The following is a 21,939-nucleotide window of genomic DNA, read 5'->3' on the forward strand; positions in this document are numbered from 1 at the left end:
CACCGAGGATGCAAGATGCCGCCTGCGTCAACGTCACCTCGCCAGCCGGCCGCATGACCGTGCCGAAGATCGTCGAGCCGATGCCGACGATGACGGCCAGCACCAGCACCTTGATGCCTGAGGAGACGACATTGCCGAGCACCCGCTCGGCCATGAAGGCGGTCTTGCCGAACAGGCCGAAGGGGATCAGCACGAAGCCCGCGAGCGTCGTCAACTTGAACTCGATCAGCGTCACGAAGAGCTGCACGGCGAGCAGGAAGAAGGCCAGCAGCACCAGCGCCCAGGCAAAAAGCAGGCAGGCGATCTGGATGAAGTTCTCGAAGAAGGCGACAAAGCCCATGAGATCGGCGGTGGATTCCAGAAGCGGTCGCCCGGCATCCAGCCCGGTCTGCGCCACGCGGCCGGGGCGCAGGAGATCGGCGGGAGAGAAACCGGTCCCGGAGGCGAGTAGCCCCAGCCCCGCGAAACTGTCGAAGACCACGGCCGCGAGGCTGTTCCAGTTGGAGATCAGGAAGGCGAAAACCCCGACGAAGAGGGTTTTTTTCACGAGGCGGGCGATGATGTCGTCATCGGCGCCCCAGGCCCAGAACAGCGCGGCCAGCGTCACGTCGATCACGATCAGCGTGCTGGCGATGAAGGCGACCTCGCCACCGAGCAGCCCGAAGCCGCTGTCGATATAGGAGGTGAAGACCCCGAGGAAGGTGTCGATGACGCCGGTGCCGCCCATGGTTCACTCGCCCCCGGTCCGGTCACGCCCGAGAAAGCGGTCACGGGTTTCGGCCCAGACGGCGAGGCAGTCGGGATCTGAGGCTGCGGCTTCACCCAGTTCCTGGCAGCGCCGGTGTGCGGCCCGGAGCGGATCGACCTCCGGCGCGACCAACGGTGCCGGACGAACCGCCTGCCCTGCCTCGTCCCGGCCCCTCTCCACCAGTGCCGCGGTGATCGCGATGGCGACGAAAACGATGGCGGCGATACGCGCGAGGACCGATCCCTCCATGGGCCTGCCTCCCCTCAGTTGTTGAACATCCGGGCATTGCCGGGCTGATAGCCCGCGCCCGGGGTGAGGAACCGCTCGCGTTGGACGCGGCCCTGTTCGGCGGCGGCAGACCGTTCGGCCTCGACCAGAGCACTCGCGCGGCCATTGGCGGCGACGACCGCGATCAGGTCGGCGATCTGCTGGGATTGCAGCGCCAGAAGCTGGTTGCCCGCCTGTGTCGCCTGCAGGGCACCGACGGCGGATTGGCTTTCGCCGACAAGGGCGGAGAGCTCGGCGCGCTGGCCGTTGAGATTGCCGACGACGCCCGCCTGCACGCGCAGCGCGTCCTGCAGACCGCCGATGGTGTTTTCCCAACGGGACCGGGCATCGGCCAGAAGCTGCGCCTCAGGCGCGGCCATGGGGATGTTGGCGTAGTCCTGCTGGAACACCTGATCGATCTGGGCGACGTCGAAGGCGATGTTCTGCGCCTGCGAGAGGAGCTGCCGTGTCCGGTCGACATTCTGCTGCAGCGCCTGCAACGAGGAATAGGGCAGGCTCGCAAGGTTGCGGGCCTGGTTGATCAGCATCTGCGCCTCGTTCTGCAGCTGGGTGATCTGGTTGTTGATCTGCTCCAGCGCCCGGGCGGCGGAGAGGATGTTCTCGGCGTGATTGCGCGGGTCGTAGACGATGCGCCCGCCCCCGCCGAAGAGGAAGGCCTGGGCGGGCGGCGCGAAGATCGGCGAGAGGCCGAGGGGTGCTGCAAGGGTCAGCGCCAGCGCAGAGGCGCTGGCGAGCTTGGTCAAACGATGGGCGGCATGGGTCATGGAGTGGTCTCCTCTGCGGGTTGGGTGGATTGGGGGATCGGCGCTTCCGGTGCCTCGGGCTCCGGCGCGAGATTGGTCAGCTTGGGTATCAACTCGGCGGCCCAGCCGACCCCACGGGCTTCGAGCCAGGCGACGAGGAAGCCCTCGCGCCCATGCTCTGAGAGGATCTCCGAGATCAGCGCCTGGTCGGATTTGGACGAGGCCGCACAGAGCGCGAGACCCACCTCGGAGAGGCCCAGCTCGAAAAGCCGGTTGCCCCGCCGCGACTGGCAATAGTAGTCGCGCTTGGGCGTGGCGCGGGCGAGGATCTCGATCTGGCGGTCATTGAGACCGAAGCGGCGGTAGATCGCGGTGATCTGCGGCTCGATGGCCCGTTCATTGGGGAGAAGCAGCCGGGTCGGGCAGCTTTCGATGATCGCGGGCGCAATGGCGGAGGCGTCGACATCCGAAAGCGACTGGGTCGCGAAGATCACCGAGGCGTTCTTCTTGCGCAGCGTCTTCAGCCATTCGCGGAGCTGACCGGCGAAACCCTCGTCATCGAGCGCGAGCCAGCCCTCGTCGATGATCAGGAGCGTCGGCCGCCCGTCGAGCCGATCACCGATGCGATGGAAAAGATAGGAGAGCACCGCGGGTGCCGCGGCGGTGCCGACCAGACCCTCGATTTCGAAGGCCTGGACGGAGGCGGCGCCCAGCTCTTCGATCTCGGCATCCAGGAGCCGCCCATGCGCCCCGCCGAGGCAATAGGGCTGCAGGGCCTGTTTCAGGTCCGAAGATTGCAGCAGGACCGCGAGACCGGTGATCGTACGTTCGCTGATCGGGGCCGAGGCCAGCGAGGTCAGGGCGGACCAGAGATGCTCCTTCACCTCCGGGGTGATCGCGATGCCTTCGCGCGCAAGGATCGCGCCGATCCAGCCCGCGGCCCAGCTCCGCTCGGCGGGATCATCGATGCGCGCGAGCGGCTGGAGGGAGACCGTCGTTTCCGCGGCCTCGGTCAATTCGCCTCCCAGATCATGCCAGTCCCCACCCATGGCGAGGGTGGCGGCGCGGATCGAGCCCCCGAAATCGAAAGCGAAGAACTGGGCTTGCGCGTAGCGGCGGAACTGCAGCGCCATGAGCGCGAGCAGCACGGATTTGCCGGCCCCGGTCGGGCCGACCACCAGCGTGTGGCCGACATCGCCCACATGGAGCGAGAGACGGAACGGTGTCGCGCCGTCGGTCTTGCCGTAGAGCAGCGGCGGGCCGTCGAAATGCGCATCCCGCTCTTCCCCCGCCCAGACGGCGGAGAGCGGGATCATATGGGCGAGGTTCAAGGTGGAGATCGGCGGCTGGCGGACATTGGCATAAGCCTGTCCCGGCAGCGAGCCGAGCCAGGCATCGACCGCGTTGACCGTCTCGACCATGGCGGTGAAGTCCCTGCCCTGCACCACCTTCTCGACGAGGCGCAGTTTCTCGTCGGCGCGGCGCGGATCGCCGTCCCAGACAATAAGGGTCGCCGTGACATAGGCCTCGCCCGCAATGTCGGCGCCGAGTTCCTGCAGGGCCATATCGGCATCGGCGGCCTTGTTGGCGGCGTCCGTGTCGACCAGCGCCGATTGCTCGTTGGTCATCACCTCCTTCAGGATCGCGGCGATGGATTTGCGCTTGGCGAACCATTGGCGGCGGATGCGGGCGACCATTCGCGCGGCCTCCGTCTTGTTCATCAGGATCGCGCGGGTCGCCCAGCGATAGGGAAAGGCCAGCCGGTTGAGATCATCGAGGATCCCGGGCGTGGTGGCGGTCGGGAAGCCCGAGAGGGTCAGGACGCGCAGATGGGCGTCCCCCAGCCGGGGCTCCAGCCCGCCGGTCAGGGGCTGGTCGGCCAGGAGCGCGTCTAGATAAGCCGGGGTTTCCGGCACGCGTACGCGGTGCGCTTGCGTAGAGATCGTGGAATGCAGGTAAGTCAGCGTTTCGCTGTCACCCATCCAGCGGCATTCGGGCATGATGCCGTCGAAAAGCGCCAGCACCCGGTCGGTGCGGTCGATGAAGCCGCGCAGCACCTCGCCCGCATCGATGCCGGTCTTGTCGCGGCCTTCGTAGAGCCAGGTCTCGGCCCGCACGGCTTCCTCGGCGGGCGGCAGGTAAAGGAAGGTCAGGACATAGTCCGACTGGAAATGCGCCCCCTGCTCGGCGAAGCCCGCGCGGCGCTCGGCATCGAGGAGCGCCGAAGCAGGATCGGGAAAGCGGCTGTCGGGATAGTCCGCCGCAGCCACGCGCTGCGCCTCGACGAAGATCGCCCAGCCGGACCCGAGGCGACGGAAGGCGTTGTTGATGCGGCCCGCCACGGCCACGAGTTCTGCGGCAACCGCGCTGTCGAGATCGGGGCCGCGGAACCGGGCCGAGCGCTGCAGGCTGCCATCCTTGTTCAGCACCACGCCGGGGGCGACCAGCGCCGCCCAAGGCAGGTAATCCGCCAGCCGCGTCCCTTTCCGGCGATACTCTGTAAGGTTCATCATCGTGCTGCCTCAGACCTCCAAATGACCGGGAAGGCGCAGATGCCGGCGTCCGACCTCGACGAAGAGCGGATCGCGCCGCGCGGCCCAGACCGCCACCAGGTGGCCCAGGAGACCGATGACGATCCCGGCGACCCAGAGCTGCAGCCCGAGCCCGATGGCTCCGGCCAGCGTACCGTTCAGGATCGCGAAGGCCCGCGGCGCACCGGCCAGCAGGATCGGCTCGGTCAAGGCGCGGTGGACCGGGAAGGTGAAGCCCGGCACGTCGGACAATTGTTCGAAGGCTGGCCATTTGCTACTGCTCATGGCGTTCCTCCCTCGCGGCTTTCCACCGGAAAGCCGCGTTCACTGTGGGTGAACCGGTCGTCACCATCAGATCAGCGCCCCGCCGCCGAAGCTGAAGAAGCTCAGGAAAAAGGAACTCGCCGCGAAGGCGATGGAGATGCCGAAGACGATCTGGATCAGGCGGCGGAACCCCCCGGAGGTGTCGCCGAAGGCCAGCGTCAGGCCGGTGACGATGATGATGATCACCGCGATGATCTTGGCGACCGGCCCTTCGATCGACTCGAGGATCGATTGCAGCGGCGCCTCCCAGGGCATGGAGGACCCCGCCGCCCGGGCAGGTCGGGTCAGCATCAGGGTGACGGTTGCGTAGGTGACGGCATGGGCGGCCTGCACGCGCAGCCGGTGAAGGGATCGGGTCATGAAGGGTCTCCTGTGTCGGTTTTCGTCCCGGTCGGCCGCGCCGCCGGGGTGATGCGGTAATCGCCGTCGGGTCCCAGCCCCTCGACGCGGGCGAGCTCGGCGAGGTGGCGGTTGGCCCCGCGCCCGGAGAGAACGGCGATGAGATCGATGGTTTCGGCGATGAGGGCGCGCGGCACGGTCACCACCGCCTCCTGGATGAGCTGTTCCATCCGGCGCAGCGCGCCCAAGGCGGAGCCCGCATGGATGGTGCCGATGCCGCCCGGATGACCGGTGCCCCAGGCCTTCAAGAGGTCCAGCGCCTCGGCCCCGCGCACCTCGCCGATGGGAATGCGGTCGGGGCGCAGGCGCAGCGAGGAGCGGACGAGATCGGAGAGCGAGGCGACCCCATCCTTGGTGCGCAGCGCCACGAGGTTGGGTGCTGTGCATTGCAGCTCGCGCGTGTCCTCGATGATCACGACGCGGTCGGACGATCCGGCCACCTCGGCCAGAAGGGCATTGGTCAGGGTCGTCTTGCCGGTGGAGGTCCCGCCCGCCACGAGGATATTGGCCCGCGTGGCGACGCTCTCGCGCAACAGCGCTGCCTGGGTCTCGGTCATGATCCCGGAGGCGACATAGTCGGCCAGCGTGAAGACCGCGACGGCAGGCTTCCGGATCGCGAAACAGGGCGCGGTGACCACGGGCGGCAGGAGCCCCTCGAAGCGTTCCCCGGTCTCTGGCAATTCGGCCGACACGCGCGGCCGCGCGGCATGCACCTCCGCCCCGACATGATGAGCGACGAGCCGCACGATCCGCTCGCCATCGGCGGGGGACAGCGTGGCGCCGGTATCGGAGAGACCCTCGGAGAGCCGGTCGATCCAGAGCCGCCCGTCAGGATTGAGCATGACCTCGACAATCATCGGGTCTTCCAGAAACCCGGCGATGGCGGGCCCGAGCGCCGTGCGCAGCATCCGCGCGCCGCGGGCCATCGCTTCCGGTTTCCGAGCTGCCTCTGCCATGTTGTCCCCGTTCCGTGAGTGGCCACCGACGGGCGGCCCTGGATCGGGTCCATCAAGAAAACCGGAAACCGGCTTGGCTCAACAGCTCTTCAAGGGGCGTAGCGCCATAGCGTGCAAAGACAGGAGAAAAGGCTGGAGGCGCTCGAACCGGCACCGCGCGATCCATCTTGCCTTTTGGCATGAAATATCTATATTGATGCCAAAGGAGACAGCCATGCAATTCGCCACCGTCCAGCCCGTCCTCGCACGCACCGACCTTCCCGTGATCACCGACGAGGAGGCCGCGGCACTGGCGCGCGCCACCGTCAACCTGTTCCGGGCCTGGGAGCTTACGGATGCGGAAGCCCGCACCCTGCTGGGCGACATGGCACAGCGCACCTGGGCGCGCTGGAAGACCGGCGATATCGGGCGGATCGACCGCGACCTGCGTGCGCGCATGGCGATCCTGATGGGGATCCACAAGGCGCTGCGCTATCTCTTCATCGACCCTGCCCGGGGCTACGCGTGGATCCGCAAGCCGAATGCCGCCTTCTCGGGCCGGAGCGCGCTGGACGTCATGCTCCGGGGCGAGATCACCGACCTGATCGATCTGCGCGCCTATCTCGATGCCGAACGGGGTGCCTGGTGAATATGCCTGTCCGCCGCGTGACCTGGTCGCGCACGGTCCGCATCATTCGCACGATCCATCCGCCCATCGACCTCTTCGAGGACATCGCCGATCCGGCCGATTGGGAGGCGCTGGCCTCGGCCGAGGCCAAGTTCAACCCGCGCATCCGCGAGAGCATCGGCGATCTGTCCAAGGTGCCCGTCGCCCGGCGCGTGACCGGCCCCGGCGCCAGCTGGGTGATGGCGCCCTTCGTGCATTGCTCGCCCGTGCGGCCCGGACGGTTTTCGGATGGCAGTTTCGGCCTCTACTACGCGGGCGACCGCACCGAGGTGGCGATTGCCGAGACCATCCATCACCACGCCCGCTTCATGCGCGCGACAGAAGAAGCCCCCGGCTGGACCTCGCAATTCCGCGAACTGATCGGGTCGGTCGACACCGATCTCGACGACGCCACGGGCCGCGCCGATCTGCTCGACCCGGACGACTACCGCCCCTCGCAACTCTTCGGCACCGAGCGACGCGCAGCCGGATCGAACGGCATCACCTGGCCCAGCGTCCGCTTTCCCGAGGGCCAGTGCATCGCCGTCTTCTGGCCCGACGTGATCCCGATCCCGACCCAAGGCGCGCATTTCGCGTATCACTGGAACGGCACGGCCGTCGATTACGTGAAGCGGCTGGATAATGGGGAGGTCTTCTCTGTTGTCGCCTAGCGTATTCAATCAGCCTCTTCAAACAGCCCCGAAACGCATTGCGACGGATGTTCGATCACATTACCGTGGCAACGAACAGCGTTGTCCAAGGAATTGTAAATACGCAGGAATTTCATCGGCTTTTCACTTGTGCAAGCCAACCAAGGAAAAAGAAGAAACATGAACCAGGCTGCTCACAATAAGCTCATATCCTTCATCTGGTCCATCGCTGATGACTGCCTTCGCGACGTCTATGTCCGTGGCAAGTATCGCGATGTCATCCTGCCGATGGTTGTCCTGCGCCGCCTCGATACCTTGTTGGAACCCACGAAAGACGCTGTGCTTGAGGAAGTCCGCTTCCAGCGCGAAGAGATGAAGGCAACCGAGTTAGACGATGCCCCCCTGACCGCAGCGTCGGGCTATGTGTTCTACAACACCAGCAAGTGGACGCTGAAGCAGCTCTACGCGACCGCGACCAACAACCAACAAATCCTGCTGGCCAATGTCGAGGAGTACCTCGGCGGCTTCAGCGACAACGTCAAAGAGATCATCGCCCGCTTCAAGCTGCTCGAGCAGATGCGGCACATGGCGAACAAGCAGGTCCTGCTCGACGTGCTGGAAAAGTTCATCTCGCCCTACATCAACCTGACGCCCGACGACGCTGAAGACCCCGACGGCAACATGATGCCCGGGCTGTCGAACCTCGGCATGGGCTATGTCTTCGAAGAGCTGATCCGCAAGTTCAACGAGGAAAACAACGAGGAAGCCGGGGAGCATTTCACCCCGCGCGAAGTCATTCACCTGATGACCCACCTCATCTTCGACCCGATCAGCGACCGGTTGCCGCCGGTGATGACGATCTACGACCCCGCCTGCGGCAGCGGCGGAATGCTGACCGAGGCGCAGAATTACATCAAGGAACCCGACGGCCCAATCGCCGCCAAGGGCGACGTCTACCTCTATGGCAAGGAAATCAACGACGAAACCTATGCCATCTGCAAATCCGACATGATGATCAAGGGCAACAACCCCGAGAACATCAAGGTCGGCTCTACCCTGTCGACCGATGAATTCTCGGGAAACCGCTTCGATTTCATGCTGTCGAACCCGCCCTATGGCAAAAGCTGGAGCAGTGAGCTCAAGCATATCAAGGATGGCAAGGACGTCATCGACCCGCGCTTTCAGGTCGATCTGGCCAACTACTGGGGCAAGGTGGAAACCGTCGATGCCACGCCCCGCTCCAGCGACGGCCAGCTTCTGTTTCTGATGGAGATGGTGGGCAAGATGAAGCCCACCAAGGACAGCGCCATCGGCGCGCGCATCGCCAGCGTCCACAATGGCTCCAGCCTGTTCACCGGCGACGCGGGCAGCGGCGAATCCAACATCCGCCGCCACATCATCGAAAACGACATGCTGGACACCATCATCCAGCTGCCGAACAACTTGTTCTACAACACCGGCATCACCACCTACATCTGGCTTCTGACCAACGCCAAGCCTGAGGCACGGCGGGGCAAGGTGCAGCTGATCGACGCCAACCTGATGTTCCGCAAGCTGCGCAAGAACCTTGGCGACAAGAACTGCGAATTCGCGCCGGAGCATATCGAGGAAATCCTTGCCGCCTACACGGGCTTCGAGCCCATCGAACGCCAGCTTGACGCCAATGGCGACCCGACCGGCATCGCGGTGCAGATCTTCGACAACGCCGATTTCGGCTATCACAAGGTCACCATCGAACGCCCGGACCGCCGCCGCGCGCAATTCAGCGCGGAACGGCTGGAACCCCTGCGCTTCGACAAATCCCTGCGCGAACCGATGGAGCATCTCTGGGCCGAACATGGCGACAAGGTCTATGAGCCGGGCTTTCTGAAAGGCCAGGCCAAGGCGATCCAGGCCTGGTGCGAGGAACAGGAGATCGCGCTGAACGCCAAGAGCCGAGCCAAGCTGGTCGACACCTCCCTCTGGCTTCGAAATCGCGATCTGATCGGGGTGGGCCATCAGTTGATGGAGGCCATCGGCACCGAGGAGACGGCGGATTTCAACGCCTTCCGCGACGGGGTGGCCAAGGTTCTGAAGACCCGCAAGATCAAGCTTTCGGCGACCGAGAAGAACGCGATCCTGAACGCGATCAGCTGGTATGCCGAGGATGCCGAAAAGGTCATCGCCAAGACCCAGCGTCTAACGAAGTCCGAGCTGGAGGAGGAGGCCGCGCGGCTGGGCTGCCGGATCGACGAACTCGGCGATTTCGGCCTCTATGCCCAACCCGATGGCAGTTACCGCACCTACGAATCCAACACCGATCTGCGCGACAGCGAGGCGGTGCCGCTCAAGGACAGCATCCACCGCTATTTCCGCGCCGAGGTGCAGCCGCACGTGCCCGAGGCCTGGATCAACCTCGACACGGTCAAGATCGGCTACGAGATCAGCTTCAACAAGTATTTCTACCGCCACAAGCCGCTGCGCGCGCTGGAAGAGGTGACGCAGGACATTCTGGCATTGGAGGAAAAGGCCGACGGGCTGATCGCGGATATTCTGGGGGTGAAGGTGGCGACGAAGCTGGAGCCAGCGGAATGAACATCGCGGCCTATCCGAAATATGACGGCTACAAAGACAGTGGCGTTGAGTGGCTTGGTAACGTCCCAGATGTCTGGGGAACGAAAAAGCTAAAGTTCGTCACGCAGATCGTGAAGAGAATTGCAGGGCATGAAGGCCCAGACGTCCTTTCGATCACGCAGCAGGGCATTAAGGTAAAAGACATTACAAGCGGCGAGGGACAACTAGCTGAGAACTATTCCAACTATCAGCTGGTCAATCGCGGCGACTTTGCCATGAATCATATGGACCTTCTAACAGGTTATGTGGATATTTCACAATTCGACGGTGTCGTGAGTCCCGACTATCGCGTTTTTCGTCGTACCTCGGATGAGTTGGACGACCGCTACCTCCTTCTCATCTTTCAAATTGGGTACAAGCAGCGCATTTTCTTTCGATACGGGCAAGGTGTGTCGCTTTTGGGCCGTTGGCGTTTCCCAGCCGAAAACTTCAAGGAGTTCCAGGTTCCAATTCCCCCACTCCAGGAACAGCGCGCCATTGCGACTTTTCTGGATGAGAAATGTACCAAGTTGGACGCGGCGGTGCGGATCAAGGAAGAGCAGATCGCGCTTTTGCGCGAGCGGCGGCAGATCCTGATTCAACAGACCGTCACCCGCGGCCTGAACCCCGCCGCCCCCATGAAGGACAGCCGTATAGACTGGATTGGCCAAATCCCCGCGCATTGGGAAGTGCGGCGCAATTTCGTCCTGTTTCGAGAAATGAAGGTCTCCGGGCATGCCGATCTGCCGGTTTTGTCGGTGTCGATACACAGCGGCGTGTCGTCAGAAGAACTGAGCGACGAAGAAAACATCCGCTCGATCATCAAGATCGAGGACCGCACAACTTACAAGGAAGTGAGGCCCGGCGACGTGGCCTACAACATGATGCGCGCATGGCAAGGCGGCATCGGGGCTGTATCGGTGCATGGCATGGTCAGCCCGGCTTATGTGGTTGCGAGGCCAAGGTCAGCGCTGGCTGCGGATTACTTCGAATTGCTGTATCGCTGTCCTGCGTTCATTCGGCAGATGGATGCTGGCTCCAAAGGAATAACTGATTTCCGCAAGCGGCTGTATTGGGACGACTTCAAGAATCTATTGACGCTTGTGCCGCCACGCGATGAGCAATTGGAAATTGTCCAGCACATTGCCGATGTTTCGAAAAAGATCGAGGATGCTATTTCAATCAAGCAAGACCAGATCGCCGCGCTCAAGGAATACAAGACCAGCCTGATCAACGCGGCGGTCACGGGCAAGATCAAGGTGGCGTAAGGGGGATCATGGTCAGCAATACCAAGGAAGTGACACTGGAACAGGCGATCCAGCGGCACCTGACGGGCCTGACGACCGAGGACCTCGCCGGCCAGCCCGCCCCGGATGGCCATGGCCCCTTCCGCCTTGGCCTGCCCGGTGATTTCGACGCCGAATACGCGCTCGACACCCGGCTGTTCTGGGAGTTTCTGGAAACCACCCAAGGCAAGGAGCTTGCCAAGCTGAAGGACCGCAATCCCGGCGACTGGCAGCGCAAGATCCTTGAGCGGTTTGACCGGATGATCAAGAAGAACGGCGTGCTGCATCTGCTGAAAAAGGGCCTCGCCGTTGATGATGCCTCTTTCACGCTGATGTATCCCGCACCGTTGGCGAGTTCCGCCGCGAAGGTCGCCGAGAATTTCGCCGCCAACATCTTCAGCGTGACCCGGCAGGTCCGCTATTCGCAGACCAACCCCGCCGAAGAGATCGACATGGTCCTCTTCGTCAACGGGCTGCCGCTGATCACCATCGAGTTGAAGAACGCCTGGACCGGCCAGACCGCCCGCTATCACGGGCAGAAGCAGTATCGTACCGGCCGCGACGCCACCCAGCCCCTGCTGCAGTTCGGCCGCGCGCTGGTGCACATGGCCGTGGACACCGACGAGGTGTTCATGACCACGAAACTCGCCGGACCCGCGACCTTCTTTTTGCCCTTCAACAAGGGCCACAACGAGGGCGAAGGCAATCCGCCCAACCCGGACGGCCACAAGACCGCCTATCTGTGGGAAGAGGTTTTCAGCAAGGAGAGCCTTGCAGGCATCATCCAGCATTTCGTGCTGTTGGAGGGGAAGGCGACCGAGCCGCTAACCAAGAAGACCCTGATCTTCCCGCGCTATCACCAGCTGGACGTGGTGCGCCGCCTGCTGGACCATGCCGCCACGACGGGCGTTGGCCACAGCTATCTGATCCAGCATTCGGCGGGTTCGGGGAAGTCGAACTCAATCACCTGGACGGCCTACCAGCTGATCGAGACCTATCCTTCGAACGCGGGCATCCCGGGCGCCAAGGGGCTGGACCAGCCGCTGTTCGACAGTGTCATTGTGGTGACCGACCGGCGCCTGCTGGACAAACAGCTGCGCGACAACATCAAGGACTTTTCCGAGGTCAAGAACATTGTCGCCCCGGCGATGCGGTCGGCCGATCTGAAATCGGCGCTGGAGAACGGCAAGAAGATCATCATCACGACGATCCAGAAGTTCCCCTTCATCATCGAGGGGATCGCCGACCTGAGCGACAAGAGGTTCGCGGTGATCATCGACGAGGCGCATAGCGGCCAGAGCGGCAGCGCGCATGACAACATGAACCGCGCGATGGGTGCGGGCGATCAGGACCCGGACGAGGACGATCCGCAGGAGCGAATTCTGGCTGCGATGCAGTCGCGCAAGATGCGCGGCAATGCCTCGTATTTCGCCTTCACGGCGACGCCGAAGAACACGACGCTGGAGAAGTTCGGCGAGCGCCAGGACGACGGGAGCTTCAAGCCCTTCCACCTCTACAGCATGAAGCAGGCCATCGAGGAGGGCTTCATCCTGAACGTGTTGGCGAATTACACGACCTACAAAAGCTATTACGAGATCCAGAAGTCGATTGCCGACAACCCCCTGTTCGATACCAAGAAGGCCCAGAAGAAGCTGCGCGCCTATGTCGAGCGCAGCCAGCAGACAATCAACACCAAGGCCGAGATCATGCTCGACCATTTCATCGAGCAGGTCGTGACCCCGAAAAAGCTGCGCGGCAAAGCCAAGGGGATGATCGTCACCCAGAACATCGAGGCGGCCATCCGCTACTACAATGCGGTGACCAAGCTGCTGGCGGATCGCGGCGACCCGTTCAAGGCGCTGATCGCGTTTTCGGGCGAAAAGGTTGTGGATGGGGTGACCCATACGGAGGCCGAAATGAACGGTTTCCCCGAGTCCGATACCCGGGATCGGTTCGACGAGGACGATTATCGGCTGCTTGTGGTGGCCAATAAGTACCTTACTGGCTTCGATCAGCCAAAGCTGACCACGATGTACGTGGACAAGAAGCTGCAGCATGTCCTTGCTGTGCAAGCCCTGTCGCGCCTGAACCGATCGTCCCAGAAGCTGGGCAAACGGACCGAAGACCTGTTCATCCTGGACTTCTTCAACGACGCATCAGACATCAAGACAGCATTCGACCCGTTCTACACCATCACGACTTTGGCCTCCGCCACTGATGTCAATGTGCTGCACGAATTGAAGGGGTCGCTCGATCAGGTCGGCGTTTACGAATGGCAGGAGGTTGAGGAGTTCGTCGCGCACTATTTCGCGGGCGCAGATGCTCAGGCCCTCAGTCCGCTGATCGATACCGCCGCAGACAGGTTCAACCAGCAACTGGAGCTGCCCGAAAAGGACAAGATCGACTTCAAGATTAAGGCACGACAATTCGTGAAGATTTATGGACAGATGGCATCCATCATGCCGTTCGAGGTCATCGAGTGGGAAAAGCTGTTCTGGTTCCAAAAATTTCTAATACCGAAGTTGAAGATCAAGGATCCCGACAAGGATATGCTCGACGAATTGCTGGAGGCAGTCGACCTGTCCTCATACGGCCTCGAGCGGAAAAAACTCAACCAGACGATCGAGCTTGACGCGGCCGCCACCGCGCTTGAGCCACAGAATCCAAATCCGCGCGGAAACTGGGGCGGCGATAAGGAAGAGGACCCGCTGGACGAGATTATCCGCACATTTAACGAACGCTGGTTCCAAGGGTGGAGTGCGACACCGGAGGAACAAAGAGTAAAGTTCATCAATGTCGTCAACAGCGTCCGTGCTCACCCAGACTATTCTGAAAAATACGAGGCCAATACAGACCCGTATAATCGTGGATTGGCACTTGAGAAAATGCTGCAAGACGTGATGTTGAAACGTAGGAAGGAAGAACTGGAGCTGTACAAGCTCTACGCTTCTGACCCTGCTTTCAAAGCAGCGTGGAGCCAGAGTGTCGAAAAGGTCTTGTTCGAAAATCGTTAGTAAATCTATTCTCCCTCACCCGATTGCGGCGCGTCCCCCGCCACTTCCTCCGCGAACCACCGCCCCTTCTGCACCCGCTTCCCGAGCGCCTCGACAAAGCCATCAAACCGCTCCCGGCCTTTGGCCTGTGCGGCGGCCTGCTGCTCCGGCGCGATCGGTGGGGTTGTGGTGAGCCAGAAGCGGACAAAGAGCGCGAGGGTCTCCGTCGTGATCCGCTGATCACGTTCGAGACGGGCGACCTGTCGTGAGAGGCGGTCGAGGCGGCGCGTCAGGGCGGCCTCCTGCATGTCGGCATGATCGGGGGACAGAAAGGATTCGACCGCTGCCTCCACGATAGCGGAGCGGGTCACCCGTTTCCGCTCAGCGATGTCGTTGATCCGCCCGATCAACTCGGCTGGCAGGGAGAGGTGGAGACGGTCGCGCATGGGTCAGTCCTCAAAGATCGATACCGTCATTGCGGTCCATCGAGGCCTGACGGGCCACCTGTCCCATCTGCTTGCGCAGGGCTTGCCTTTGCCGCGCGGCCTCCTCCGGATCATCATCGAGCATCATCTCGAATTCGCGCGCGGGTTCCTTCGGCGTTTCCCGGGATGCAGCCACATGTTCGGGCAAGTCTGGCTCCCGGCGAAGGCCGGCGTTCGCGTCATCGGCGTTGGTCGACGTCGCGGACGCGCCCGCCGGTGTATCGGCCTCGATGGCCGGAAGCGATGACCATGGATCATTCTGCCGGACCGGCTCTCTTTTCCGCGGTTCAGGTGGCGGCACCACGCGATCAACAAACCGCTTGTCCTCGAAATACCGCGCCTTCTTGGCCCGGATCGGCGGAGAGCCTGCGACCATGACGATTTCGTCGTCGGGCGGCAGCTGCATGATCTCGCCCGGCGTGAGCAGCTGACGCGCGGTCTCGGAGCGGGAGACCATGAGGTGACCCAGCCAGGGCGCCAGCCGATGACCGGCGTAGTTGCGCATCGCCTTCATCTCGGTCGCGGTGCCAAGTGCATCGGATACGCGCTTGGCGGTGCGTTCATCATTCGTAGCGAAGCTCACCCGGACATGGCAATTGTCGAGGATGGCGTTGTTCTGACCATAGGCCTTCTCGATCTGGTTGAGCGATTGCGCGATCAGGAAGCTCTTGATCCCGTAGCCCGCCATGAAGGCCAGCGCGCTTTCGAAGAAATCGAGCCGTCCGAGCGCCGGGAATTCATCCAGCATCATCAGCACGCGATGACGGCGGCGCGTGTCCTTCAGGTCCTCCGTCAAACGGCGGCCGATCTGGTTCAGCACGAGCCGGATCAGCGGCTTGGTGCGCGAGATGTCCGAGGGCGGCACGACGAGGTAGAGAGTCGTCGGTTGCTTCGCCCCGATCAGGTCGTCGATCCGCCAGTCGCAGCGCCGGGTCACATGGGCGACGACGGGGTCGCGGTAGAGGCCAAGGAAGGACATTGCCGTCGACAGAACGCCCGAGCGTTCGTTGTCGGACTTGTTCAGGAGTTCGCGCGCGGTCGAGGCGATGACCGGATGCGGTCCGGCCTCACCCAGGTGGCGCGCCTCCATCATGGCCTCAAGTGTCTGCTCGATCGGGCGGCGCGGGTCGGACAGGAACGCCGCGACGCCGGCGAGGGTCTTGTGGCGCTCGGCGTAGAGCACATGCAGGATCGCGCCGACCAGCAGCGAGTGCGAGGTCTTTTCCCAATGGTTGCGTTTTTCCAGCGAGCCTTCTGGATCGACAAGCACATCGGCCACGTTCTGCACATCGCGGACCTCCCACTCACCACGACGGACCTCGAGCAAGGGGTTGTAGGCGGCCGAGGTCATGCTGGTCGGATCGAAGCGCAGCACCCGTCCATGGCGTGCGCGGAACCCGGCCGTCAGGTCCCAGTTCTCGCCCTTGATGTCATGGACGATGGCGGAGCCCGGCCAGGTCAGGAGTGACGGGACCACGAGGCCCACACCCTTGCCGGACCGGGTCGGCGCGAAACAGAGAACATGCTCCGGTCCATCATGGCGGAGGTAGTCGTAATCCAGTTTGCCCAGCACAACACCATCGGAGCCGAGCAGCCCGGCGGATTCAACCTCGGACCGGTTCGCCCAACGGGCCGAACCATAGGTATCGACATCGGCGGCCTCGCGTGCCCGGATCACGGACATGGTGATGGCGACGGCGATGGATATGAAGCCGCCCGAGGCCGCGATCGCGCCGCCCTCCCAGAACACCGTTCGCGCATAGGCGTCGTAGAAATACCACCACCAGAAGAAGGCGGGCGGCGGATAGATGGGCATGCCGAAGGCCTCGAACCACGGACTACCCAGCTGCGACTGAAACCCCAGCCGCCAGGCCACCCATTGCGTCGCGCCCCAGGTCGTCGTCAGCACGATCAAGAAGACGGCGAGGATCTGGCCCCAGAGGATTTTCGTGGCAGTCATGTTCAGGTTCCTTTCGTCAGATGCCGAGCCCGCGCTTGCGCCCAAGGCTCCATTCGATCCCGCCCCCACTGCGCGCGATCCCCGTGATGTGCTGGCCGAGGCGGGGCTCGATTTCGCGGGACCAGGGGACGAGCTGGAAACCGCGTCCGCCGTCGGGGCCGATGCCCTCGATCATCGCATAGCGGCCGGAGGACAGGCGCAGCTGGCGGGTGTAGGTGCCGGACACATTCTCACCGGATTTCGCCGGGCGATGCTGGAGGCCGGTTTCGGCCTCGAGCCTTTGGCCCATGGCGTCAAGTTCGCGACGCCGCAGGGTGGCGAAGAGATTGCGCTGCAGAATGATCCGCTGTCCCTGCCTTTGGCCCAGCCCCTCATCCGCCAGATGTTCGGCACGGGCATCGAGCGCGTCTCGCACTTCGGCGCCGAACCCACCCATCGCAAGCGGCATGCGGGAACGTTCGACGAGTCGGTGATCAAGCCAGGTCGCGCCCGGCGCGGTGATCTGGCCTTGCAGGTCGAGATCTGACCGGTTGGCCAGGACAAGCGTCTGGCGCGGATCGTCCGGACTTCCGAAGCGACGGACCTCGACAATGCCGCCCGGCGCGGGCGCGTGGTCGAACGCGTCGAGGCCCCGAAACCAGACATGATGCGCGCGTCCGTCCGTGCCGTCGATCACGGCATAGGCGGTGCCGGTCTGTTCATCATGCAATCCGGTTGTGACCAGCCGCCCGATGATCGGGTGCCCTGCCCCACCCCCGTCGATGGCGAAGTCTGTGAAGCCGCGGTCTTGCCCTCGCTCGGCGAAAGCGCGGTGCATCGTCTTGATTATGTCGCCGCGCTCACCCAGATTGCAGAGCGTGCGTTCTGCCTCGAGCCCTAACATCCATTCGCCGGGGCGCCCTTCCGACGCGAGACCGAGTTTCCGAAGATGCTGCAGACGACCGACCATCAATCGCCGGATTTGCGGGTCTTCGGGACCGGTCGCGGAGGGTCGAAGATCCAGCAATCCGAGATCGTCGGCATGGTAGCGCAGCTCCCGGTCTAGGCGCGTCCAGCGCTCGGCCGTCACCTCCCGTTCCAGTGCATGCCGGATTTCGTGCTCCGGTTTGGGCCCGAGTTCCAGCGCGACCAGATCCTCGGCGCGGGACCGCAGCCCACTGCTGATGTAGTCGCGCGCGATAACGAGATCGCCGCCGCGATCATCCACGCCGCGGACGATCAGATGCACATGCGGGTTGTCGGTGTTCCAGTGATCCACCGCGACCCAATCCAGACGGGTTCCGAGATCGGCCTCCATCCGGCGCGCGAGATCGCGGGTGAACCCGCGCAGGCCTTCCATATCAGCGGCATCCTCGGGCGAGATGATGAAGCGGAAATGGTGGCGGTCGCTCTCGCAGCGCGCCGCAAAGTCCGATCCGTCGAGGCCGTCGGTTTCGGCATCGAAGAGCAGCCCTCTCTCCCCGTCCCGGCTGACCCCGTCGCGACGCAGGTAGGCGAGATGGGTCGAGAGCGGGGCCGCGCGATAGGCCCGGCCCTTGTGGCGCGCAATGCGCGCAGCCACCATGACCCGGCGCGATGACAAAAAAAGCCGCGATCTGCCAAATCGGCTTTGCCCGCGCCCGAAGTTGGAATGGCTTCGCTGCTTGCCGCTTGGCCGCGTCGAAACGTGACCTGCTTTGTTGGCCGCTCTCAGCACCTGGTCGACGAAGGCTTTCGGACGCGGGGAACGCGTGCTTCGGGGCTTTCCGGGCCTGATGCGGAAGTCGTGCTCGGGTTCGGTCATGCGAAGACCCTCCCGTGGTTCGGAACGCTCCTGTGCATGCCGGAGCATTGAAATCGCGGGAAAAATCCCGAAAACCTGCACACGACCGACCGCCATGCACGCGAAAACGCCAGTCCTGTCAGGGACTTGCGGCATTCGTGGCATGCCCTTTTATCTTGCCCATCTCCCTTCCCGCCCGTTATCAGAGCACGCCCTTCCGCCGCCTCTGCGACACGGCCCGCCAGAGCCTGCAAAACCGCGATCACCCTCATGGCCGTGTCTCCGGGCCGGACCGGACAACGAAAATACCGAGATTGGCGGCGGCTGGACCCGTTTCGTGGGGCGTTCGATCTGCATCCGGGCTGCCGCCGATTTGCGGCCGATGCGCCGCCGAACTGTCGGTGAACAGCGCCGCCTCGGGCCAATCGGCGACGGTTGCGCGGTTCGGGAGCGGCGCCGGGCCGTCCAAGCGCGGAGCCAGCATCGCGACATAGGCGCGGGTCTCGGCGGGAAGCGGACGGCCCTCCGAGAGGTATGCATCGTAGCGCCCCGGCCCCGCATTGTAAGCGGCAAGCATGCCACCGACGGTGGCATAACGATCGAGCATGGCGCGCAGATAGGCCGTGCCCGCGATGATGTTATCGCGCGGATCGAAAGGATCAGCGCCGAGACCATGGTCCTCCCGCAAGCCGCTCCATGTTCCGGGCATGACCTGCATCAGCCCCATGGCCCCGGCATGGCTGACCGCACGCGGATCGCCAGCGCTTTCGGCCTGCATCACGGCGCGGATCCAGTGTTCCGGGATCACGAAGCGCGCGGAGGCTTCGGCAATTGCGGCTGAATGGGGATCGCGGGCCGGATCGCGGATGACGACCGGAGTTTCTGCGAGCGCCTGACCGTAGATCGGCGTTGTCACGGCAAGGCCGGAAAGAAGGAAGGCAGCCCAGATTTGCGCGATGCAGGGTCGCTCAACCGTGATCCGGCCGTTGCGTTTGCGGAAGATCGACGGCATCGCTCACCCTACCCCATTGCGCTTCGGCGGACGGGTCCACTGCAGCGACCAGACAGAGCTTTCGCCGTTGCGGAAGAGGTTGGCGCGGATGGGCTGCGCCAGCATCGGGTCATCGATCAGCACCGAGAAATACTCGCCGGCCTTCTCCCCGGTGCGCGCCCAGGCCGCGCCGATTTCACGGGCAAGGTCGCCATCTCCGTGAAAAAGACGGTAGTCGGGTGCGTTCTCGGCCTCGGTCGGCTCGGCCTTGCTCAGGGTGATCTCGAGGTCGAGTGTGAGCGTTCGGATATACCCGGCAAAGCCGGATTTCGTGCGGGTGAATTCACCGATCTGGGGCATGGCGTGCCTCCTTTCTGTCGCGGTGTGGTGTGGAATCCGGATGCGCCGACTCGGCGGTAATGGCGTCGTCGACGGTCCAAAGCGGTGTCAGTCGGGCGGTGATCGCGGTGCGCGGCAAGGGCCCGAAATACCGCCCGTCCAGGCTGTCCGGCGCATCCGGGTTCATGAGAAAGACTTCGCCAGCTCCAAGTCGATGACAGCCCCGCCATACGGGCAAATCGCGGCCGTGGCGGTCCTGCGCATGGGCGTAGCCGAGACGACGATGATCGACCGTGATCCTGTCGCCCGAGCGGCAGACCAACGCCCCTTCGAGCCCCACGACATGCTTGAGCAGCGGCACGCCGCGCGGAATGTATCCGCGCGCATCGAGGTAGTCCGAAAGCGCCGGTGGTGGTTGAACGGCCACCAGGTCGCCGATGACCATTTGGTCAACCGGGTGCAGCCGATAGAGCCCGATTGGAACGCTCGCGCTGACATTCCAAAGAACGCGCGGCGACCATTGAACGACCGCGGGAATGACGATCAGGGTGACGGATACGGTCGTCGCCCAGGCAATGGTGCGCCGCGCTTTCATAGCCCAAGGCTCCGCCGCTTCAGCCAAGCCCGGTGCTGAAGACGGGTATAGGTATGGGCCGGTTGCGCGGTGGTCAGGCGATTGTGCAGGTGTCGCCAGTAGTCCGGCGAGGCATCCGCCGGATCGATTCCGAGCGCCTCGATGGCGTCGATCGCCTGCAACACGCGCTCGACCTTGGGCCAGCCGTGGGTGGAGAGCAGCAAGGTCCCTCCGGGCCGCAGATAAGGCAGCGTTTGCATCGGCGTTCCGGGCCCTGCGCCCCTCAGGATGTCGAAGCGCGAGAGGACCGTGCCATAGGTGTTGGCAGCCCAGCGGTTGACCCCGAAGATCGTCCCCGGCGCGAAGCCAAAGCGGCGCCGGTGAAGATCAACACGCTCTTCGGAAATCGGATGGCCGAACCGAATCCACTGTTCGACTTGGCTCTCTTTCCAGGTCAGCTCGACGAAGGTTAGATTGCCTTCTCTGCCAATGGTCTGTGCATCAACCGTGTGCGGTTCGGAGCGGATCGGACTCATGTCGTCGCCCTCCTCGACGTGCCGCGAGGTAGCTCGGGCCTGTCATTCTGAGGGTCCGTTTCGAGGGATAGAGCGCGTCCGCGTGCGGGCTCGTCCCCAGCGGGGCCAGCGCAGCAAGAGTTAGATTCTTTGTTAGAGTCTAGGTTACGGCCCCGAATTCTGTCGTCTTTTAAGTTGGATAAACCCACACCGGGTTCCTGATAGCACGACGGTCCGGTTCCCGATGGCACGATACCCGAGGTTCCCGATAGCACGAGGCCGTCCACAGCCTGTCCACAGGGCTCGAAGGCGAGCAATCGTCGCCCCCGCGCCTCGATCTCGAGCGCCAGGCGATAGCCCGGCAATGGCTGTCGGCGGATGATCTCCCGCAGATCGAAGGCAAACCGTTTGAAGGGCGAGAGGCTGCCGGATTTGACGTGGAGATGTCGGAACTCGAACCGCCACCCAGCCTTTTGGCGGCCACCATGCTTGCGCACGAGCCGATAGAGCCAGCGATCGAGACCACCCGTCAGGTCGAAATAGGCGCGGTCGATGGTCAGGATCAGCGCATTATCGAGGACCGCCCGATAGAACCAGTCGGGCACAATCAGCTCGATCCCGTCGGGGCGACCGGTGGCATCGGTCCGCTCCGTCCACTCGTTGATCCAGGAGAACTGGCGGCGACGCCCTTCGGCAAGCTGGCGGATCGAGGTGCAGACCGTTGTCGATTGCAACCGGTCCAGCGCGGCCTTCAAACGGTGATAATCCCGGGCGGAGGTGCCTCGCCCGATGAAGGTGAGGATCTGGTACGGCGTCGCCGCCATGAGCCGCGACGTGCGCAGCCCGGAATCGCGCGCTTCAACGATCTGGCTCGCCGCCCAGATCAGGATATCCGCGTCCCAGATTGTCGCCATGCCATGGTCCGCCACGGCCTCGACGCGGATTTCGACACTGCCCGCCGCGAACTCGATGGGCCGCGTGCGATGGCTCTTGGACAAGGAAAAGAAGGGATAGGACATGAGGTCCTGCGCGTCCCGCACCGCGAACTCGCCAGGGAGAGCGTGGAACAAATCGAGCTGGCCGCGTTCTGAAGCACTGCGGGACATCTTGGACGCCTCGACCGGATCAGCGGAAGGCCCGGCCCGCGGGCGGGGTCG

General features: G+C 63.5%; 20 protein-coding genes. 5 read left to right on the forward strand and 15 right to left on the reverse strand.

Annotated elements, in window-relative coordinates:
• The 7 genes from trbL to trbB form a co-directional block, all read right to left on the reverse strand.
• Positions 1-727, reverse strand: a 727-nt coding sequence (gene trbL, locus V7050_RS05995; protein ID WP_324410392.1) for a P-type conjugative transfer protein TrbL, incomplete at its 3' end; no start/stop codon positions are given.
• 3 nt (positions 728-730) lie between these two features.
• The gene (gene trbK-alt / locus V7050_RS06000) at positions 731-997 is read right to left on the reverse strand and encodes a putative entry exclusion protein TrbK-alt (protein WP_324374377.1); all 267 of its coding nucleotides are present in this window, start codon (positions 995-997) and stop codon (positions 731-733) included.
• A 14-nt stretch (positions 998-1,011) separates the two neighbouring features.
• Positions 1,012-1,800 carry a P-type conjugative transfer protein TrbJ gene (trbJ, locus tag V7050_RS06005; protein ID WP_324374379.1) on the reverse strand — a complete coding sequence of 263 codons (789 nt, stop codon included), beginning with the start codon at positions 1,798-1,800 and terminating at the stop codon, positions 1,012-1,014.
• Positions 1,797-4,292: a conjugal transfer protein TrbE gene (gene trbE, locus V7050_RS06010; protein ID WP_324374381.1), complete on the reverse strand. Its 2,496-nt coding sequence runs from the start codon at positions 4,290-4,292 to the stop codon at positions 1,797-1,799. The genes trbJ and trbE overlap by 4 nt, the downstream gene beginning before the upstream one ends.
• A gap of 9 nt (positions 4,293-4,301) precedes the next feature.
• The gene (locus tag V7050_RS06015; RefSeq protein WP_324374383.1) at positions 4,302-4,595 is read right to left on the reverse strand and encodes a VirB3 family type IV secretion system protein; all 294 of its coding nucleotides are present in this window, start codon (positions 4,593-4,595) and stop codon (positions 4,302-4,304) included.
• Positions 4,596-4,661: 66 nt separating this feature from the next.
• Entirely contained in the window at positions 4,662-4,994 is a 333-nt protein-coding gene (locus V7050_RS06020) for a TrbC/VirB2 family protein (RefSeq protein WP_324374385.1), read from the reverse strand.
• Positions 4,991-5,941, reverse strand: a complete 951-nt coding sequence (trbB, locus tag V7050_RS06025; RefSeq protein WP_442885587.1) for a P-type conjugative transfer ATPase TrbB — start codon at positions 5,939-5,941, stop codon at positions 4,991-4,993. Before trbB ends, V7050_RS06020 begins: the two co-directional genes overlap by 4 nt.
• Before the next feature lie 262 nt (positions 5,942-6,203).
• On the opposite strand from trbB, the gene V7050_RS06030 reads away from it, so the two are divergent.
• The 5 genes from V7050_RS06030 (at position 6,204) to V7050_RS06050 (ending at position 14,177) form a co-directional block, all read left to right on the forward strand.
• Positions 6,204-6,617, forward strand: a complete 414-nt coding sequence (locus V7050_RS06030; RefSeq protein WP_324374389.1) for an MbcA/ParS/Xre antitoxin family protein — start codon at positions 6,204-6,206, stop codon at positions 6,615-6,617.
• A 2-nt stretch (positions 6,618-6,619) separates the two neighbouring features.
• The gene (locus V7050_RS06035) at positions 6,620-7,306 is read left to right on the forward strand and encodes an RES family NAD+ phosphorylase (RefSeq protein ID WP_324374466.1); all 687 of its coding nucleotides are present in this window, start codon (positions 6,620-6,622) and stop codon (positions 7,304-7,306) included.
• A gap of 159 nt (positions 7,307-7,465) precedes the next feature.
• Positions 7,466-9,859 (forward strand): type I restriction-modification system subunit M, encoded by a 2,394-nt coding sequence (locus V7050_RS06040; protein ID WP_324374391.1) that lies wholly within the window; start codon positions 7,466-7,468, stop codon positions 9,857-9,859.
• Complete coding sequence (locus tag V7050_RS06045; protein WP_324374393.1) at positions 9,856-11,145, forward strand: restriction endonuclease subunit S; 1,290 nt, start codon at positions 9,856-9,858, stop codon at positions 11,143-11,145. The genes V7050_RS06040 and V7050_RS06045 overlap by 4 nt, the downstream gene beginning before the upstream one ends.
• Positions 11,146-11,153: 8 nt before the next feature.
• The gene (locus V7050_RS06050; RefSeq protein WP_324374395.1) at positions 11,154-14,177 is read left to right on the forward strand and encodes a type I restriction endonuclease subunit R; all 3,024 of its coding nucleotides are present in this window, start codon (positions 11,154-11,156) and stop codon (positions 14,175-14,177) included.
• A 5-nt stretch (positions 14,178-14,182) separates the two neighbouring features.
• Here the strand turns inward: V7050_RS06050 and V7050_RS06055 are convergent, their stop codons facing one another.
• The 8 genes from V7050_RS06055 to V7050_RS06090 all read right to left on the reverse strand — a co-directional run.
• Positions 14,183-14,602 (reverse strand): ribbon-helix-helix protein, CopG family, encoded by a 420-nt coding sequence (locus V7050_RS06055; protein WP_324374397.1) that lies wholly within the window; start codon positions 14,600-14,602, stop codon positions 14,183-14,185.
• Between the two features lie 10 nt (positions 14,603-14,612).
• The gene (locus tag V7050_RS06060) at positions 14,613-16,601 is read right to left on the reverse strand and encodes a conjugal transfer protein TraG (RefSeq protein ID WP_324374399.1); all 1,989 of its coding nucleotides are present in this window, start codon (positions 16,599-16,601) and stop codon (positions 14,613-14,615) included.
• 16 nt (positions 16,602-16,617) lie between these two features.
• Positions 16,618-18,384 carry a relaxase/mobilization nuclease domain-containing protein gene (locus V7050_RS06065; RefSeq protein WP_324374400.1) on the reverse strand — a complete coding sequence of 589 codons (1,767 nt, stop codon included), beginning with the start codon at positions 18,382-18,384 and terminating at the stop codon, positions 16,618-16,620.
• A gap of 247 nt (positions 18,385-18,631) precedes the next feature.
• Positions 18,632-19,375, reverse strand: coding sequence for a lytic transglycosylase domain-containing protein (locus V7050_RS06070; protein WP_324374402.1), 744 nt, complete (start codon positions 19,373-19,375; stop codon positions 18,632-18,634).
• 3 nt (positions 19,376-19,378) lie between these two features.
• A complete protein-coding gene (locus V7050_RS06075) occupies positions 19,379-19,714 on the reverse strand; it encodes a DUF736 domain-containing protein (RefSeq protein ID WP_324374404.1) in 336 nt (111 codons plus the stop codon).
• Positions 19,698-20,288, reverse strand: coding sequence for a S26 family signal peptidase (locus tag V7050_RS06080; RefSeq protein ID WP_324374407.1), 591 nt, complete (start codon positions 20,286-20,288; stop codon positions 19,698-19,700). The genes V7050_RS06075 and V7050_RS06080 overlap by 17 nt, the downstream gene beginning before the upstream one ends.
• Entirely contained in the window at positions 20,285-20,803 is a 519-nt protein-coding gene (locus V7050_RS06085) for a DUF2840 domain-containing protein (protein WP_324374409.1), read from the reverse strand. The genes V7050_RS06080 and V7050_RS06085 overlap by 4 nt, the downstream gene beginning before the upstream one ends.
• Positions 20,800-21,939 (reverse strand): replication initiator protein A (locus V7050_RS06090; RefSeq protein WP_442885681.1); only part of this gene is annotated, 1,140 nt, incomplete at its 5' end. The genes V7050_RS06090 and V7050_RS06085, both read right to left, overlap by 4 nt.

It is taken from the genome of Amaricoccus sp. (genome assembly GCF_036846665.1).
Lineage (GTDB): Bacteria > Pseudomonadota > Alphaproteobacteria > Rhodobacterales > Rhodobacteraceae > Amaricoccus.